The 16,296-nt window shown below is 72.9% G+C and carries 17 protein-coding genes; 12 read left to right on the top strand and 5 right to left on the bottom strand.

The annotated features are described in order from the left end of the window. Position 1 precedes the first annotated feature (1 nt). Positions 2-787, top strand: coding sequence for a DUF2567 domain-containing protein (locus tag LPA41_RS36140; RefSeq protein ID WP_229075760.1), 786 nt, complete (start codon positions 2-4; stop codon positions 785-787). Positions 788-887: 100 nt separating this feature from the next. On the opposite strand, the gene LPA41_RS36135 is transcribed toward LPA41_RS36140, so the two are convergent. After that, positions 888-1,595, bottom strand: a complete 708-nt coding sequence (locus LPA41_RS36135) for an LON peptidase substrate-binding domain-containing protein (RefSeq protein WP_229075759.1) — start codon at positions 1,593-1,595, stop codon at positions 888-890. A 107-nt stretch (positions 1,596-1,702) separates the two neighbouring features. Between LPA41_RS36135 and hisD the strand changes: the two genes are divergently transcribed. Genes hisD through priA form a run of 7 tightly spaced genes read left to right on the top strand, consistent with a single transcriptional unit; the run spans position 1,703 to position 6,528 of the window. Beyond that, positions 1,703-3,013 carry a histidinol dehydrogenase gene (hisD, locus tag LPA41_RS36130; protein ID WP_229075758.1) on the top strand — a complete coding sequence of 437 codons (1,311 nt, stop codon included), beginning with the start codon at positions 1,703-1,705 and terminating at the stop codon, positions 3,011-3,013. Continuing rightward, on the top strand, positions 3,010-4,086 hold the full coding sequence (locus LPA41_RS36125; protein WP_229075757.1) for a histidinol-phosphate transaminase: 1,077 nt from the start codon (positions 3,010-3,012) through the stop codon (positions 4,084-4,086). Before hisD ends, LPA41_RS36125 begins: the two co-directional genes overlap by 4 nt. Further along, entirely contained in the window at positions 4,083-4,694 is a 612-nt protein-coding gene (hisB, locus tag LPA41_RS36120) for an imidazoleglycerol-phosphate dehydratase HisB (RefSeq protein WP_229075756.1), read from the top strand. The genes LPA41_RS36125 and hisB overlap by 4 nt, the downstream gene beginning before the upstream one ends. Further along, positions 4,691-4,852: a hypothetical protein gene (locus LPA41_RS36115; protein ID WP_229075755.1), complete on the top strand. Its 162-nt coding sequence runs from the start codon at positions 4,691-4,693 to the stop codon at positions 4,850-4,852. The genes hisB and LPA41_RS36115 overlap by 4 nt, the downstream gene beginning before the upstream one ends. Beyond that, positions 4,852-5,478, top strand: coding sequence for an imidazole glycerol phosphate synthase subunit HisH (gene hisH, locus LPA41_RS36110; RefSeq protein WP_229075754.1), 627 nt, complete (start codon positions 4,852-4,854; stop codon positions 5,476-5,478). The genes LPA41_RS36115 and hisH overlap by 1 nt, the downstream gene beginning before the upstream one ends. Then, positions 5,475-5,795, top strand: a complete 321-nt coding sequence (locus tag LPA41_RS36105) for a hypothetical protein (RefSeq protein WP_229075753.1) — start codon at positions 5,475-5,477, stop codon at positions 5,793-5,795. The genes hisH and LPA41_RS36105 overlap by 4 nt, the downstream gene beginning before the upstream one ends. 7 nt (positions 5,796-5,802) lie before the next feature. Next, on the top strand, positions 5,803-6,528 hold the full coding sequence (gene priA, locus LPA41_RS36100) for a bifunctional 1-(5-phosphoribosyl)-5-((5-phosphoribosylamino)methylideneamino)imidazole-4-carboxamide isomerase/phosphoribosylanthranilate isomerase PriA (RefSeq protein WP_229075752.1): 726 nt from the start codon (positions 5,803-5,805) through the stop codon (positions 6,526-6,528). Here priA and LPA41_RS36095 read toward each other — a convergent pair. Continuing rightward, entirely contained in the window at positions 6,474-7,406 is a 933-nt protein-coding gene (locus LPA41_RS36095; RefSeq protein WP_229075751.1) for a LysR family transcriptional regulator, read from the bottom strand. The two genes, priA and LPA41_RS36095, sit on opposite strands and share 55 nt — an antisense overlap. 72 nt (positions 7,407-7,478) lie before the next feature. Here LPA41_RS36095 and LPA41_RS36090 point away from each other — a divergent pair, with 72 nt between their 5' ends. Next, the gene (locus LPA41_RS36090; protein WP_229075750.1) at positions 7,479-8,363 is read left to right on the top strand and encodes an EamA family transporter; all 885 of its coding nucleotides are present in this window, start codon (positions 7,479-7,481) and stop codon (positions 8,361-8,363) included. Further along, positions 8,360-9,121 carry an imidazole glycerol phosphate synthase subunit HisF gene (gene hisF / locus LPA41_RS36085; protein WP_229075749.1) on the top strand — a complete coding sequence of 254 codons (762 nt, stop codon included), beginning with the start codon at positions 8,360-8,362 and terminating at the stop codon, positions 9,119-9,121. Before LPA41_RS36090 ends, hisF begins: the two co-directional genes overlap by 4 nt. A gap of 65 nt (positions 9,122-9,186) precedes the next feature. Here the strand turns inward: hisF and LPA41_RS36080 are convergent, their stop codons facing one another. Beyond that, on the bottom strand, positions 9,187-9,615 hold the full coding sequence (locus LPA41_RS36080; protein ID WP_229075748.1) for a hypothetical protein: 429 nt from the start codon (positions 9,613-9,615) through the stop codon (positions 9,187-9,189). A 103-nt stretch (positions 9,616-9,718) separates the two neighbouring features. Continuing rightward, positions 9,719-10,360, bottom strand: coding sequence for a YitT family protein (locus LPA41_RS36075; protein WP_229075747.1), 642 nt, complete (start codon positions 10,358-10,360; stop codon positions 9,719-9,721). A gap of 58 nt (positions 10,361-10,418) precedes the next feature. On the opposite strand from LPA41_RS36075, the gene LPA41_RS36070 reads away from it, so the two are divergent. Beyond that, positions 10,419-11,873, top strand: coding sequence for a PLP-dependent aminotransferase family protein (locus LPA41_RS36070; protein ID WP_229075746.1), 1,455 nt, complete (start codon positions 10,419-10,421; stop codon positions 11,871-11,873). Positions 11,874-12,829: 956 nt separating this feature from the next. On the opposite strand, the gene LPA41_RS36065 is transcribed toward LPA41_RS36070, so the two are convergent. Beyond that, positions 12,830-14,653 (bottom strand): long-chain fatty acid--CoA ligase, encoded by a 1,824-nt coding sequence (locus LPA41_RS36065; protein WP_229075745.1) that lies wholly within the window; start codon positions 14,651-14,653, stop codon positions 12,830-12,832. 199 nt (positions 14,654-14,852) lie between these two features. Here LPA41_RS36065 and LPA41_RS36060 point away from each other — a divergent pair, with 199 nt between their 5' ends. Further along, positions 14,853-16,280, top strand: a complete 1,428-nt coding sequence (locus LPA41_RS36060; protein ID WP_229075744.1) for a PLP-dependent aminotransferase family protein — start codon at positions 14,853-14,855, stop codon at positions 16,278-16,280. Positions 16,281-16,296: the final 16 nt, after the last annotated feature.

The raw sequence follows: 16,296 nt of genomic DNA, 5'->3' as shown, positions 1-16,296 counted from the left end.
GGTGCAACCGAGTGACCTCGAACCGCCCTACGACCCCGGTCCGCCCGCGTGGCGTCCGGCGCCGTGGTGGCGGTTGCAGCAGGGCAGCCGCCGCCCGGTGCGGCGCACCGTGACCGTCACGGTCGCCAGTCTTCTGGTGATCGCCCTGCTGGGAGCGCCGCTCGGCCTGCTCTGGGCCTGGCTCGCGCCGGGCGTGCCGGTGATCGACGTGGGGGACAACGGCGTCGTGGTCAACGACCCGTCCCCCGAGCAGTACATCGCGGCCGACGGCTGGTTCACCCTGCTCGGCCTCGGCTTCGGTGTGCTCGTGGCCGTCGCCGCCTGGCTGGTGCTGCGCCGCGACCGGGGGCCGTTCCTGCTCGTCGGCGTGGTCGGCGGCACGCTCGTGGCCGGTCACTGGGTGGCGCCGATGCTGGGCGAGCTGGTCGGTCGCGGCGACTACGAGCAGTGGCGGGCGTCGGCGGCGCAGGGCGCGACCTACCTGGCGCCGCCGGAGGTGCACGCGCTCGGGCCCACGCTGGTGCCGGCGTTCGTGGCGGCGGTCGTGCTGACCCTGCTGGCCGGTTGGTCGAACGACCCCGACCTGGATCAGCCGGGGGCGGCACCGGGGTACGGGCCCAACCATCCGCCCTACCCGGGCCCGCCGTCCTTCGGCGGCGATCAGTCGCCCTACGGGCCGGGTCAGCCGCCTTACGGGCCGCCGGACTATCTGCCGCCGCCGCCCGTCACCGAGTCGGGTCTGCCGGCCTTCCCCGACCCGGAGCCGGAACGCCGCCGCCCGACCTGACGGCCGGTCTGCCCGCACGCCAGGGTTGAGACCGAGCGTGTGGTTCGGGCCGAGCGTGTGGTTGGTTCTGGCCGGGCGGGTGGTCCCTGGCGGGTGGGGGTCAGTTGGGGCTGGCCGGGCGGGCCAGGTCGGAGAGCGGGACCGGGACGGCCCGGACCCGGGCCAGCAGGCCGGACTCCCGGTTCAGCAGGCGCAGCTCGGCGCGCAGCCGGCTCGCCGTGTCGGGCATGGCGAGCAGCAGGTGCCGCTCCTCGATGGTGAGCTGCGCGGTCGCGGCGACCAGGTGGGACAGCACGGTCGGGTCGTCGGGGACCTGGTCGAGTGCCTCGCTGTTCGGCCGGAGCAGCTCCAGGTAGGTGCGGAACGCGGCAAGCACCCGCGGCGCCAGCGCGTGGGCGGGCCCGCTCGCCTCGTCCTCCCCGGGCAGCCAGCGGACCCGGGCGCAGAGGTACGGCTCGGGGCCCTGCTCCAGGCCGAGCACGGTGAACCGGCGGCGGCCCACGGTCATGATGTCGAACCGGCCGTCGGGCAGCTCGGTGACGTGCCGGAGTTCGGCGGTGCAGCCCACCTCGTACAGATCCTCGGCCCGCACCGGGGGCACCGCCGGCACCGGATCGTCGCCCGGGTCGGCCGCCACCTCGCTGCCGTGGCGCAGGGTGACCACGCCGAACTCGTGCGGCTCGTCCGTGGACTGGGCGACCAGCTCCCGCACGAGCGCACGATAGCGCTCCTCGAAGATGTGCAGGGGCAGCACCAGGCCGGGAAAGAGCACCGTGCTCAGCGGGAAGACCGGCAGCCGATCGCTCACGCGCTCAGCCTAGTCGCCGACCGACCTTGGTCAACCCGGCGAGTCCCAACGCCTGGGCGGGGGCGTCGGCTTCGAGGACCGCTCGGGGAGCCGCCTAGACTGGACGGGTGCTGAATCGGATCGACCTGCGCGGCTCCTCCCGTGACCCGCGCGGCCTGCTGCCCCGTGCCCAGCTCGACGTCTCCGTGGCCGTCGAGCGGATCCGCCCGGTTGTCGAGGCGGTCCATCAGCATGGCTTCAGCGCGATCCGGGAGGCGACCGAGAAATTCGACGGCGTCACCCTGGAGCGCCTGCGCGTGCCGGTGGCCGAGATCACGGCCGCCGAGGCGGCCCTCGACCCGGACGTGCGTGCCGCGCTGCTCGAGGTGATCGAGCGGGCCCGCAAGGTGCACGCCGACCAGCGGCGCACCGACACCACCACCAAGGTCGTGCCGGGCGGCACGGTGACCGAGCGCTGGCTGCCGGTGCGCCGGGTCGGTCTCTACGTGCCGGGCGGCCTGGCCGTCTACCCGTCCACCGTGGTCATGAACGTGGTGCCCGCCCAGGAGGCCGGCGTCGAGGGACTCGTGGTGGCGAGCCCGCCGCAGGTGGCGAACGGCGGTCTGCCGGACGCCCGGGTGCTCGCGGCGTGCGCGCTGCTGGGTGTGACGGAGGTCTACGCGGTCGGCGGCGCCCAGGCGATCGCGATGCTGGGTCACGGCTCCGACGGGGCCGACGAAGCGGATCGTTGCGAGCCGGTCGACGTGATCACCGGGCCGGGCAACATCTGGGTCACCGCCGCGAAGCGCCTGCTCCGCGGTGTGGTGGGGATCGACGCGGAGGCCGGCCCCACCGAGATCGCGATCCTGGCCGACGAGACCGCCGACCCGCGGCACGTCGCGGCCGACCTGATCAGCCAGGCCGAGCACGACCCGCTGGCCGCGAGCGTGCTGGTCACCGACTCGCCGGCGCTCGCCGACGCGGTGGAGGCGGAGCTGGCCACGCGGGTCGTGCGGACGAAGCACGACGAGCGGGTGCGCACCGCGCTGACCGGTGAGCAGTCCGGTGTGGTGCTGGTCGACGACCTGGAGCAGGGTTTGCGGGTGGTCGACGCGTACGCGGCCGAGCACCTGGAGATCCAGACCCGGGACGCGCGGCAGTGGGCCCTGCGGGTGCGCAACGCCGGCGCGATCTTCGTGGGCGCCTGGTCGCCGGTGTCGCTCGGTGACTACGCGGCCGGCTCCAACCACGTGCTGCCGACCGGCGGCTGCGCGCGGCACTCCTCGGGGTTGTCGGTGCAGTCGTTCCTGCGCGGCATCCACGTCGTGGAGTACGACGAGGCGGCCCTGCGCGACGTGGCGGGTCACGTGGTGACCCTGGCCGACGCCGAGGACCTTCCCGCCCACGGTGAAGCGGTCAAAGCGAGGTTTGAACGGTGACCACGATCGACGATCTGCCGATCCGGGACGATCTGCGCGGCAAGTCGCCCTACGGCGCTCCGCAGCTCGACGTCGCGGTGCGGCTGAACACCAACGAGAACTCCTACCCGGTGCCGGACGACGTGGTGGACGCGATCGGCAAGGCCGTGCAGGCCGAGCTGCGTGACCTCAACCGCTACCCGGACCGGGACGCGGTCGCCCTGCGCACCGAGCTGGCCGGCTACCTGGGCCACGGCCTGACCACGGCGAACGTGTGGGCCGCGAACGGGTCCAACGAGGTGCAGCAGCAGTTGCTGCAGGCCTTCGGTGGCCCGGGGCGGTCGGCGCTGGGCTTCGGCCCGTCGTACTCGATGCATCCGCTCCTCGCGCAGGGCACCGGCACCCGCTGGATCGGCGCGCTGCGGGACCCCGACTTCGGGCTGCGCCCCGAGGCGGCGGTGGCGGAGATCGAGAAGCACGACCCGGACCTGGTCTTCGTCTGTTCACCGAACAACCCGACAGGCACCGCGCTCGACCCGTCGGTGATCGACGCGATCCTGTCGACCGCGCGCGGCATGGTGATCGTCGACGAGGCGTACACCGAATTCGCCCGGCCGGGTTCCCGCAGTGCCCTGACCCTGTTGCCGGGCCACCCGCGCCTGGTGGTGAGCCGCACCATGAGCAAGGCGTTCGGCTTCGCCGGTGGCCGCCTGGGTTACCTGGCCGCCGACCCGGCGGTGGTCGACGCGGTGCAGCTGGTCCGGCTGCCCTACCACCTCTCCGCGATCAGCCAGGCCGCCGCGCGGGCCGCCGTGGTGCACCGGGCGTCCCTGCTCGCGACCGTCGAGGCGATCAAGGAGCAGCGCGACCGGATCGTCACCACGCTGCGGTCCCGGGGTGTCCGGGTGGCGGACAGCGACGCGAACTTCGTGCTGTTCGCCGTCTCCGCGGAACAGAAGACCGACTGGCAGGCGTTCCTGGACCGGGGCGTGCTGATCCGCGACGTCGGCCTGCCCGGCTGGCTGCGCGTGACCGCCGGCACCGAGACCGAGACCACTGCCTTCCTGACCGCCGCTGAGGAGATCCTGTCGTGACCCGTGCCGCGCGCATCGACCGCGTGACGAACGAGACCAAGGTGCTTGTCGAGATCGACCTCGACGGCACCGGCAAGGGCGACCTGAGCACCGGGGTGGGCTTCTACGACCACATGCTCAACCAGCTCGCCAAGCACGGCGGGTTCGACCTGACCGTGCGCACCGAGGGCGACCTGGAGATCGACGCCCACCACACCATGGAGGACACCGCGATCGCGCTGGGCGAGGCCTTCGCGCAGGCGCTCGGCGACAAGCGGGGCATCCGGCGGTACGGGTCGGCGACCATCCCGATGGACGAGGTGCTGGTCCGGGCCGCCGTCGACCTGTCCGGCCGGGCCTACGTGGTGCACGACGAGCCGCTGCTGGTGCCGTACATCGGTCCGGTCTACCCGACCAGCATGACCCGGCACATCTTCGAGGCGTTCGGGCACGCGGCGAAGGTGACCCTGCACGTGGACGTGCTGCGGGCCAGCCGTCCCGGCGGTCACCCGGACGCGCACCACGTGGTGGAGGCCCAGTTCAAGGCGTTCTCCCGGGCGCTGCGCGAAGCCGTCGAGATCGACCCGCGCAACGCCGGTTCCCTGCCGTCCACCAAGGGGGTGCTGTGATCTCCCTGGTTCTGTTCGCGCTCGCCGGCATCCTGGTCGGCGGGGTGATCCAGCTGGTCAAGTCCGGTGCCACCCGGTTCAGCATCGGGTTGACCGGGGTGCTCGCGGCGCTCGCCACGGCGGGCGGGCTTGCCTGGTGGCCGATGGGGGAGTCCTGATGACGTCCCGGGTGGTGATCCTCGACTACGGGTCGGGCAATCTGCGGTCGGCGGAGCGGGCGGTGGCGCGGACCGGCGCCGACGTGACCGTGACGAGCGACCTGACGGCGGCGGCCGAGGCGGACGGCCTCGTGGTGCCCGGCGTCGGTGCGTACGCGGCCTGCATGGCCGGGATCGAGGACCTGGGCGCCGGTCCGGTGATCGCCGAACGGGTCGCGGCCGGCAAACCGGTGCTCGGCATCTGCGTCGGCATGCAGATCCTCTTCGAGTCCGGGGTCGAGCACGGCGTCCAGACCAAGGGCCTGGGCCTGCTGCCGGGTTCGGTCACCAAGCTCACCGCGGAGCGGATCCCGCACATGGGCTGGAACACGGTGACGGTGCCGTCGGGATCCCGGTTGCTGGCCGGTCTCGGGGCGGACACGCGGTTCTACTTCGTTCACTCGTACGCCGCTCAGGATCTTGAAATGCTCGCCGAGGCCGGCGCCGAGGTGACCACCGCGACCCATGACCTGCCGTTCGCCGCCGTGGTGGAGGCCGGTGCGCTCAGCGCCGCGCAGTTCCACCCGGAGAAGTCGGCGGACGCCGGTTTCGCGCTGCTGCGCAACTGGGTCGCAGGACTGGAGTGAGCAAGGAACGTGCGCGACGGCGGGCCGAGCGGCTCGCCGTCCTGGAGAAGGAGAAGGCGGCGCGGGCCCGTAAGGTCGCCCGCCGCACCCGGTTCCAGGAGTTCAGGCGCTCCCTGAAGCCGCGTTTCGGCCGCAACGGCCGGCTCTACCACCGCAGCCGCCGTGAGCGGATCGGCATCGTGGTCGTGGCCGCGCTGGCCGTCGCGGCGGTCTGGACGTTCATCCCCGACATGGCGCTCCGCGTCATCCTCACCGTTCTACTGGTTCTGGCCGTGCCCGCCCTCGTGGTGGCGGTGCTGGGCCGTCGTTCTTCCTAGGAGACACGTGACACTCCAACTGCTGCCCGCCGTCGACGTCGCCGACGGCCAGGCCGTCCGCCTGGTGCAGGGCGCCGCCGGCTCGGAGACCGCCTACGGCGACCCGCTGGAGGCCGCCCTGGCCTGGCAGAACGACGGCGCCGAGTGGATTCATCTGGTGGACCTGGACGCCGCGTTCGGCCGGGGCTCCAACGCCGAACTGCTCGCCGACGTGGTGCGTCACCTGGACGTGAAGGTGGAGCTCTCCGGTGGCATCCGCGACGACGAGTCGCTGACCCGGGCCCTGGCGACCGGCGCGCAGCGGGTCAACATCGGCACCGCGGCGCTGGAGGACCCGGAGTGGTGCGACCGGATCTGCGGGGAGTACGGCGACCGTGTCGCGATCGGCCTGGACGTGCGGGGCCGCACCCTGGCCGCCCGCGGCTGGACCCGGGACGGCGGCGACCTGTACGAGGTGCTCGCGCGGCTCGACAAGGCGGGCGCGTCCCGTTACGTCGTCACCGACATCACCAAGGACGGCACCATGCGCGGCCCGAACCTGGACCTGCTCCGCGAGGTCTGCGCCGCCACCGACAAGCCGGTGATCGCCAGCGGCGGCGTCTCCACCCTGGAGGACCTGCGCGCGCTCGCCACCCTGGAGCCGGTCGGCGTGGAGGGTGTGATCGCGGGCAAGGCGCTCTACGCCGGTGCGTTCACGGTGCGCGAGGCGCTCGCGGCGCTCGCCGCGGCCTGAGCCTGCGACCAGGCTTCCCGTAACGCCTCCTCGGCGGCCCTGATCGCCGGCCGGGCCGCCGAGGAATCGCGCCACGCGATCACCACCCGCCGGGTGGGCCGCGGTGTGACCGTCACGACCCGCACGCCGTCGGGCAGGGCCGGGCGGGCCAGCCGGGGGATGAGGCCGACGCCGAGGCCGGCCGCGATAAGCGTGAGCTGGGTCTCGAACTCGCCGACCTGGAAGTCCGGCACGATCCCGGGCAGCCGCCGGATCAGGTACTCGTAGCAGACGTCGCCGGCGCGCACGCTTATCCAGCGTTCGTGCCGGACCGCCTCGAGGCCGGTCTCGCCGGTGGCGTGGTGGTCCGCCGGCACGATCAGGTCCGCGTGGTCGAGGCCGAGCTGCACCGTCGAGACGGACGCCGGGTAGCGCAGCGCCACCTCCGGCCAGTCGTCGAGCACGGCCAGGTCGACGTGGCCGCGGCGCAGCAGCTCGAGGCCCTCGTGCGGGCTCACCTCGATCAGCCCGGTGGTGAGTTGCGGGTGGTCGATGGCGAGACGGCGCAGGGCGTACGGCAGAAGTGCCCGGCAGGCCGTCGCGAATGCGGCCACCGTGAGCCGCCCGGTGACCGTGTCCCGGTGCGCGGCGAGCGCCGACTCCGCCTCCTGCACGCTTGTCAGCACCCGCTCGGCGTGGTCGGCGAGGACCCGGCCGGCGTCGGTGAGCCGCAGCCGCCGCCCGTCCTTCTCAACGAGCACGGCGCCGGTCTCGCGCTCCAGTTTGCCGATCTGCTGGGAGACCGCGGACGGGGTGCAGTGCAGGGCCTCGCCGGCGGCGAGCACGGTGCCGTAGCTGGCCACGGCGTGCAGGGCACGCAACCTGCCCAGATCGATCATGTAGCGATGCTACATCGACGTTGTAGGTTATTTTGCTGGTGCTTAACGGTTGATGTCGGCGAGGCTCGGCACATGAGACCGCGTGACCTTGCCCTGGCCGTCGCCGTCGCGGCGATCTGGGGCTTCAACTTCGTCGCCATCGACGCCGGACTGGACCACTTCCCGCCGCTGCTCTTCTCCGCGCTCCGGTTTGGGCTGGCGGCCGTACCGGCGCTGTTCTTCGTCGGCCGCCCCCAGGTGCCGTGGCGGTGGGTGATCGCGGTCGCCCTGGTCCTCGGGGTCACGAAGTTCTCGCTGCTGTTCGCCGGCATGGCGACCGGGATGCCGGCCGGGCTCAGCTCCCTGGTCCTGCAGAGCCAGGCGATCTTCACGATGCTCTTCGCGGTGCTGTTCCTGCGGGAACGGCCGCGGCGCGTACAGATCGCCGGTCTCGCCGTCGCGGTCGCCGGCGTCCTCGTGGTCGCCACCCGGATGGGCGCCAACCTGGGCGCGTTCCTGCTGGTCATCGGTGCCGCGGTGGCGTGGGGCCTGTCGAACGTCGCGACCCGCAAGGCCTCGCCGCCGGACAGCCTGCGCTTCATGGTCTGGGTCAGCGCCCTCGCCACCGGCCCGCTCGTCGTGCTCACCCTGGTGATCGACGGCCCGGCGACCGACCTCGCCGCGCTGCGCGCCATCGACACCGAGGCGGTGCTCGCGCTCCTCTACATCGCGCTGATCTCCACGCTGGCCGGCTTCGCCGGTTGGGGTTCACTGATGCAGCGGTACGGCGCCGCGACCGTCGCCCCCTTCTCCATGCTCGTCCCGTTCTTCGGCATCGCCTCGGCGGCTCTCGTGCTCGGCGAACCGATCCACACGGTCGACGTCGTGGGCGGGGTCCTCGTCGTCGGCGGCGTGCTCCTGGGACTGGTCCGGGTGCGGCCGGCCGTGCCGAGGGAGCTGGTTAGGGTGGTGGCATGACGGTCGCGGTTCGTGTAATCCCCTGCCTGGACGTGGACGCCGGACGGGTGGTGAAAGGTGTCAACTTCGTCGACCTGCGCGACGCGGGCGACCCGGTGGAGCTGGCCGCCGCCTACGACGCCGCCGGTGCCGACGAACTGACCTTCCTGGACGTGACCGCCTCCTCCGACGCGCGCGGCACCATGCTCGACGTGGTGCGGCGCACCGCCGAGTCGGTCTTCATCCCGCTCACCGTCGGCGGCGGCGTGCGCTCGGTGGAGAACGTGGACGTGCTGCTGCGCGCCGGCGCCGACAAAGTGGGCGTCAACACCGCGGCCATCGCCCGCCCCGAGCTGATCCGCGAGATCGCCGAACGGTTCGGCAACCAGGTGCTGGTCCTGTCGCTGGACGTGCGCCGGTCGGCCGACCAGCCCAGCGGCTGGGAGGTCACCACGCACGGCGGGCGGCGCAGTGCCGGGCTGGACGCGGTCGAATGGGCCGCCCGGGTGGCGTCGCTGGGCGCCGGCGAGATCCTGCTGAACTCGATGGACGCGGACGGCACGAAAGCCGGCTTCGACCTGGAACTGATCCGGGCCGTGCGGGCTGTCGTGGACATCCCGGTGATCGCCAGCGGCGGGGCCGGCGCGGTCGAGCACTTCCCGCCGGCGGTGGACGCGGGCGCGGACGCGGTGCTGGCGGCGAGCGTCTTCCACTTCGGTGACCTGACGATCGGCGAGGTCAAGGAGTCGCTGCGCGAGGCGGGCAACCCGATCCGCTGATTCCGGCCCGCCCCGGCGGGCCGGCTGCGCGGTTTCGACGGCTGTCGGTTCCGGTGTCCGCCGGTTCAGCGGCCGTCGGCGAGGCGCAGGCGGTATTCGCGCAGCGCCGCCGCGTAGGCCTGCTCGTCGAGGGTCCAGTCCGCGTCGCCGGGCTCGGGACCGCGGTTGAGCTGGGCCTGCAGGGTCATCACGGCCGACGAGAGGCCACTGAACGGACGGGTCCGCCAGAGTTGCTCACCGGCCGGGGCGACCTCGAACATGTCGTCGTCGACGGTGATCAGGCCGGCACCGGAGAGGCGGCGCACCGACTCCTCGAGGTCCTCCCGCGACGGCACGCTGTGGTGCAGGAAGTCCGCGGCGGCCAGCAGATCGGCCAGGGTGGCCCCGGAGACCGGCAGGGCGGCGTGCATCGCCCGGTCCCGCTCCAGGCGTTCGGCGATGACCGCGGAGACGAAGACCCAAGCGTCGTTCCAATGCCAGCCGCCGACCCCCATGTCGCCATGATGCCGTGTGGCCGCCCGGCCCGGAAGCGAATGTGGCCGGATGATCACCAAGCCGTTGCAGAGCGACCGCCCGGGCGGCTCGCGGCGGGCCGGCTCAGCTCGGTGTCACGCTGGGATCGGGCACGGCCCGTCCCGGCGGCGGCCCGGCGGCGCGGTCGCGGACGGTCAGCGCGGGCAGGAACAGGTGCACCAGCGGGCCAATCGCCAGCGCGTACGCGATGGTCCCGACGCCGACCGTGCCGCCCAGCAGGAAGCCCGCCCCGAGCACGGTCAGTTCGATGCCGGTGCGCACGACGCGCAGCGGCACCCGGGGGAAGCGGCCGGCCAGCCCGGTCATCAGGCCGTCCCGCGGCCCCGGACCCATCCGCGAGCCGATGTAGAGGCCGGTCGCGAACCCGTTCAGCAGGATGCCGCCGACCAGGAACCCGACCTGGGCCGGGATGCCCTCGGCCGCCGGCAGCACGGCGAGCGCGGCGTCGGCGGCGAAGCCGACCACCAGCAGGTTGGCGACCGTGCCGAAACCGGGGCGCTGGCGCAGCGGGATCCAGAGCAGCAGCACCGGTACGCCGACCAGCAGCACGACCAGGCCGAAACTGATCCCGGTCACCTCGGAGAGGCCCTGGTGGAAGACATCCCACGGGTTCAGGCCGAGGTCGGACTCGACCATGAGGGCCATGCTGGCGCCGTAGAGGAGCAGTCCGCCGAACAGTTGCGCCACGCGTCGAAACAGGTCCATGCTGCCACTCTCAATGCCAATTGGCCGATGTTAAAGTGCCAATCGAGTGGAGGTGGCTATGACGACGTCGGTTCGTGGAGACCAATTGGCCCGCCTGCTGGGTCGGTGGCACGCCTTGCCCGGCCGGCGGCGCAGCCCGGACTACGCGGCGCTGGCCGGAGCGGTCCGCGGGTTGCTGGCCGACGGCCGGCTCGCCCTCGGCGTCCGGCTGCCCGCCGAACGCGAACTCGCCGAGGCGCTCGCGATCAGCCGGACCACCGTCTCGGCGGCGTACCGCGCACTCCGCGAGACCGGCCACCTCACCAGCCGCCGCGGCGCCGGCAGCTGGACCACGCTGCCGCACGGCCACCGCGTCGCCACCTCGGGCCTGTGGACCCCGGACGACGACCTCGACATGATCGACCTGGGGTGCGCCGCCTCCGCCGCGCCCGTCGAGCTGGTGCCGGCCGCCCGGGCCGCCGCCGACGACCTGCCGCGATACCTGGGCAGCGCCGGCTACCACCCGACCGGGTTGCCGGAGTTGCGGGCGGCGGTCGCGGAGGCGTACACGGCCCGCGGGGTGCCCACCTCCACCGAACAGATCATGATCACCAGCGGTACGCAGCAGGCCCTCGACCTGGTGCTCCGGCTCTCCGTGCCGGTCGGGTCGCCGGTGCTGGTGGAGACGCCCACCTACCCCAACGCGCTGGCGGCGCTCGCCGCGCGGCGCGCCCGGATCAGCACACACGGCCTCGACATCGAGACCGGCTGGGACGGCGAGATGCTGCTCGGCGCACTGCGCCAGACCAGGCCACGACTGGCGTACGTGATCCCGGAGTTCCACAACCCCACCGGCCACCTGATGCCGGCCGAGCTGCGCGAACGGCTCGTCGCCGGGGCACACTCAGCCGGCGCCGAACTGGTCGTCGACGAGTCCTTCGTCGACCTGCCGCTCGACGGCGACGACATGCCACCACCCGTCGCCGTCTTCGACAGGCATTCCCGTGTCACGTCGATCGGCGGCATGAGCAAGGCGTACTGGGGTGGCCTCCGCGTCGGCTGGGTCCGTGCCTCCGCGCCCCTGGTGCAGCGGCTCGCGGCCATCCGGGTCGGCGTCGACATGGGTAGCCCCGTCCTCGAACAGCTCGTCGCCGTCCACCTGCTGAGGCTGGCCCCCGAGATCGTCGCGGCCCGGCGGGCGCAGCTGCGGTTCCGGCGCGACGCCCTGATCGACGCGCTGCGCGAGATGCTGCCCGAGTGGCGGTTCGTGGTGCCGCGCGGCGGGGTGACCCTCTGGGCGGAACTCGACGGGCCGATCTCCAGCGCACTCTCCCGGGCCGCCGAGGACCTGGGGGTGCGGCTGGCGCCGGGCCCCCGCTTCGGGCTGGACGGCACCCTCGAACGCTTCCTGCGCCTGCCCTTCACCCTGGCCGCCGACGACCTGATCGAGGCGGTCCGGCGCATCGCAGCCGTCCGGCACGACCTGGACCACGCGCCGCGGCCGACCTGGCGCAGCCCAGCCGTAATCACCTGACGACCCCGCCCAGCCACGCCGGGCCGCGGCCGTAGCGATGCGCCTCACGCTTTACGGCCCACGGCCCACGGCCCACGGCCCACGGAGCCGCGCGGGCCGCGAAAGAGGCCATGCCGGCGTATAGCCCACCAAGCCGCGCGGGGTTGCGGCCACGGCCCTGCCGCCTCACGGCCCGCCAGGCCGTCCAAGGTCGGGGGCGAGGCCGTGCCAGCTCACGGCTTGCCATGTCGGGGCGTCCCTATGGTTCTGCCAAGGGTACGTATTGCCCCGATTTGGGAGGGTGGGAGCTGCGGGCAAAGCGCGGCGTGCGGGATCTTGACGCGGCGGCCGGGCGGGTGGATGAGTGCGGCGTGGTGCTCTTGCCTTCGGCCCCTAGCGGTCCGCGGATGAGTGGCCGCGAGCCGCTGCGTCGCGCCTGCGTGGCGTTGTTGATCTGCTAGCGCTACGAAATCGCGGTTTTGACCCCTTGATCACAGCGATTTCGTAGCGCTAGCAGATCAACATCTCGGCAGGACGGTGCGTCCGGCGCCGCTGCCGGGCCAGGACCTGTTGCGGGGGCGGGTGAGTCCGGGGCGCTTCGCGGGCGTCGACGCGGGCCAACGTGTGCGGCAAGCTCGGGTGGCGTCGGCGATGGCGGTGAGCTGACGCCGGCCTTGCGGGAGCGGCAGGCCTTGCGGGAGCGGCAGGCCTTGCGGGAGCGGCAGGCCTTGCGGGAGCGGCAGGCCTTGCGGGAGCGGCAGGCCTTGCCGGAGCGGCAGGCCTCGCGGGAGCGGCCGGCCTCGCGGGCGTCGGTTTTCGGGGTGCCCGGGGTGCGCGGGGTTCGGGTCGAGGTGGGCGCCGGGCCGGAGGAGGCATGGGGCGAGGCGGGTGCCGTGCCGGGAAGGAGACATGGCGAGGCGGGCGCCGCGCCGGCATGGGCACGCGGTGAGGTTGGGTGCCGGGCCGGGAGTGGTGGGTCAGAGCTGGGCGAGCGAACCCGCGTACATCTTGTCGATCTGGTCGGCGAAGTTGGTTTCGACGCTGCGCCGCTTGATCTTCATGGAGGGGGTGATCTCGCCGGCCTCGATGCTGAGGTCGCGGGGGAGGATGGCGAACTTCTTGACGGTTTCCCAGCGGTTCAGCTTGGCGTTGAGTTCGGCGATGAAGCCTTCGACCAGCTTGTAGGTCTCCGGGGCGGCGACGATCTCCGCGTAGCTCTTGCCGGCGAGCGGTCCGTCGGCGGCCCACATCTTGATGGCTTCCTCGTCGAGGGCGATCAGCATGGTGACGAAGTTGCGGGACTGGCCGACCACTATCGCCTGCGAGGTGTACGGGCAGACGGCCTTGAACGCGCCCTCGATCGCCGACGGGGCGATGAACTTGCCGCCGGACGTCTTGACCAGGTCCTTCTTCCGGTCAGTGATCTTGAGGTAGCCGTTGGCGTCGAGCTCGCCGATGTCGCCGGTGCGCAGGAAGCCGTCCTCGGTGAACGCCTCCGCGGTGGCCTCGGGCAGGTTGTGGTAGCCGCGCATCACCGGCGCGCCGCGCAGCAGCACCTCGCCGTCGGAGTCGATGCGCACTTCGAGGTCGCCGACCGCCTGGCCGACCGTGCCGATCTTGAGCTTGCCGCGGCGGTTGACGAAGTTGGCCGCGCAGGCCTCGGTCATGCCGTAGCCCTCCAGGATCGGCAGGTTCGCCGCCGCGAAGAACTCGGAGATGTCCCGGCTCAGCGCCGCCGAGCCGCTGACCAGCACCCGCAGGTTGCCGCCGAGCTTCTGCTGGAGTTTCGAGAAGACCAGCTTCTCGCCGATCGCGTACTGCAGCTTGAGGCCGATCGGGAGCGGCTTGCCGGCCTGCTCGAGGGCGACCTTCTTCTTGCCGTTCGCCACCGCCCAGGCGAAGATCTTCGGCTTGAGGCCGCCGCCGGAGGTGCCGCTGGTGACGGTCTTGTTGTAGACCTTCTCGAAGATGCGCGGCGGGGCGCACATCAGCGTCGGCTTGATCACCGCGAGCAGGTCGATCAGCCGGTCGACGCGGCCGTCCACGTAGGTCGGGACGCCCACGTGCAGGATGCCGCAGAGCAGCGTCTTGCCGAACGCGTGCGACATCGGCAGCCAGAGGTAGTGCAGGTCGTCGGGGGAGAAGAGGCCCAGGTCCTCCTGCGCGACGCCCTCCCAGGTCCAGCCCTTGTGCAGCAGCACGACGCCCTTGGGCCGGCCGGTGGTGCCGGAGGTGTAGATCAGGGTGGCGACGTTCTCCGGGCCGAGCTCGGCGACCACGTCGTCGATCAGGGACGGGTTGGCGCGCAGCGCGGCCGCGCCCAGCTCCTCCAGCTCGGTCAGGGTGATCTGCGGCGGGGTGGCGCCGGCGTCGGCCGGGCCGTCGATCAGAACGACCTTGGTCACCTCGGTGTCCGCGCCGGCGATCTTCAGGGCCTGCTTCGCGTTCTCCGCGATCAGCACCTTGGAACCGGAGTCGGAGACGATGAACGCGGTGTCCTCGGGCTCCGTCGTCGGGTAGACCGTGGTGGCGGCGGCGCCGGCCACGTTGATGCCGAGGTCGGCGAGGATCCACTCGAGCCGGGTGTTGGACAGGATCGCGACCCGGTCCTCCAGGCCGACGCCGAGCTGGCGCAGCCCGGCGCCGATGGCCCGGGTGCGGTCGCCCACCTGGCGCCAGGTCAGCCACTCCGGGCCGGAGTCGGTCGCGTTGGGCGCGGCGAAAGCCCGGGCGTCGGGGGTCTTCGCCACGCGCTGGAAGAGCATGTCCGGAATCGACCGGTAGGGAACCTCGAGAGCCATCGGGCGCCGCCTTCAACCTGAACGGGGAGTTACGTAACGTCGGTGTTACCGCAGGGTAATGTGTGTCCGGCACCACGGCTAGAGTGCCGCATCAACCAACTTCACCGGCCCGGCTGGTCCTTCCATCCTAGTCAGCCCGCATATCACGTCCAGAGCGCCGCCGGGGCTCACAGCGAGTTCACGGCCGACAATGGTGGACGTGGATGTCGTGATCGAGATCGAGCCGGGCGGCGGCACCACCGCCGCCGTCTACCGGGCACTGCGCGCGGCGATCGTGGACGGTCGCGCGCCGGCCGGGCACCGGCTGCCGGCGACCCGGGTCCTCGCCGCCGACCTCGGTGTCTCCCGGGGCAGCGTGGCCGGCGCCTACGAGCGGCTGGCCGCCGAGGGTTTCCTGACCGCCCGGGTCGGCGCCGGGACCTTCGTGGCCGAGACGTGCGACGGGCGCCGGCCGGCCCGGCGTGCGGCGGACCCGTTGCGCCCGCGGGCCGGCTGGGACCTGACGCCGCTGCCGGCCAGCGGGGAGACGCCGGCGCCGCGGTACGACTTCCGGACCGGCATCCCTGACCCCGGGCTCTTCCCGTTCGACACCTGGCGGCGGCTGGTCGGCGCGGAGATGCGGCTGCGGGCGAACGGGCCGGGTACGTACGGCGCGCCCGCCGGTCATCCCGCGCTGCGAGCCGCGATCGCGCGCTACCTGGGGTACGCCCGCTCGGTGCGCGCCACCGCCGACGAGGTGGTGGTCACGAACGGCACCCAGCACGCGCTCGACCTGATCGCCCGGGTGATGCTGCGTCCCGGCGACGTGGCGGCGGTCGAGGAGCCCGGCTACCCACCGGCCCGGCGGCTCTTCGCGTCCCTCGGCGCCCGGGTGGCGGGCGTGCCGGTGGACGAGGAGGGCCTGGTGGTGTCGGCGCTGCCGCCGAACGCCCGGCTGGTCCATGTGACGCCGTCGCACCAGTTCCCGCTGGGCCGGGTGATGAGTCAGGCCCGGCGGCGCGAGCTGCTCGGCTGGGCGCGGCAGCGGCGGGCCGCGATCGTGGAGGACGACTACGACAGCGAGTTCCGGTTCTGTGCCCGGCCGCTCGAGCCGCTGCGCACGCTGGACGGCAGCGGCCGGGTGCTCTACGTCGGCACGTTCAGCAAGTCCATGCTGCCGGCCGTGCGCACCGGCTTCGTGCTGGCTCCGCCCGGCCTGCGGCAGGCGCTCGTCGCGGCACGGCAATTGAGCGACGGGTACGGCCAGACGGCCGTCCAGGCCGCGCTGGCCCGTTTCATCGACGGCGGCGATCTCGCCCGGCACGTCCGCCGGGCCCGGCGCGCCTACGCCGACCGGCACACCCGGATCGTCGCCGGCCTGACCGCCGTGCCGCGGCTGGCGGTGGTGCCGTCCGTCGCCGGGCTGCACGTCACCGCGCTGCTGCGACCGGGTGCGCCGGACCCGGCCCGCGTTGTCGCGGCCGCCCGCCGGGCCGGCCTGGGCCTGGACGACCTGGCCGATTACGCCGGCGGTGACGCCCCGGTGCCGCAGGGGCTGGTGCTCGGGTTCGGCGCCGTCGACCCGGAGTTGATCGAGGAGGGGCTCGCCGTGCTGAGCGGGATCCTGCGCGACCGCCAGGTCCAGTAGAGCATCGCGGCCGCCG

This window comes from Actinoplanes sp. DH11, assembly GCF_020873875.1.
In the GTDB taxonomy this organism is placed as follows: domain Bacteria; phylum Actinomycetota; class Actinomycetes; order Mycobacteriales; family Micromonosporaceae; genus Actinoplanes.
Note: the sequence above shows the minus strand (reverse complement) of the source record. Positions and strands in the feature narration are given on the sequence as shown.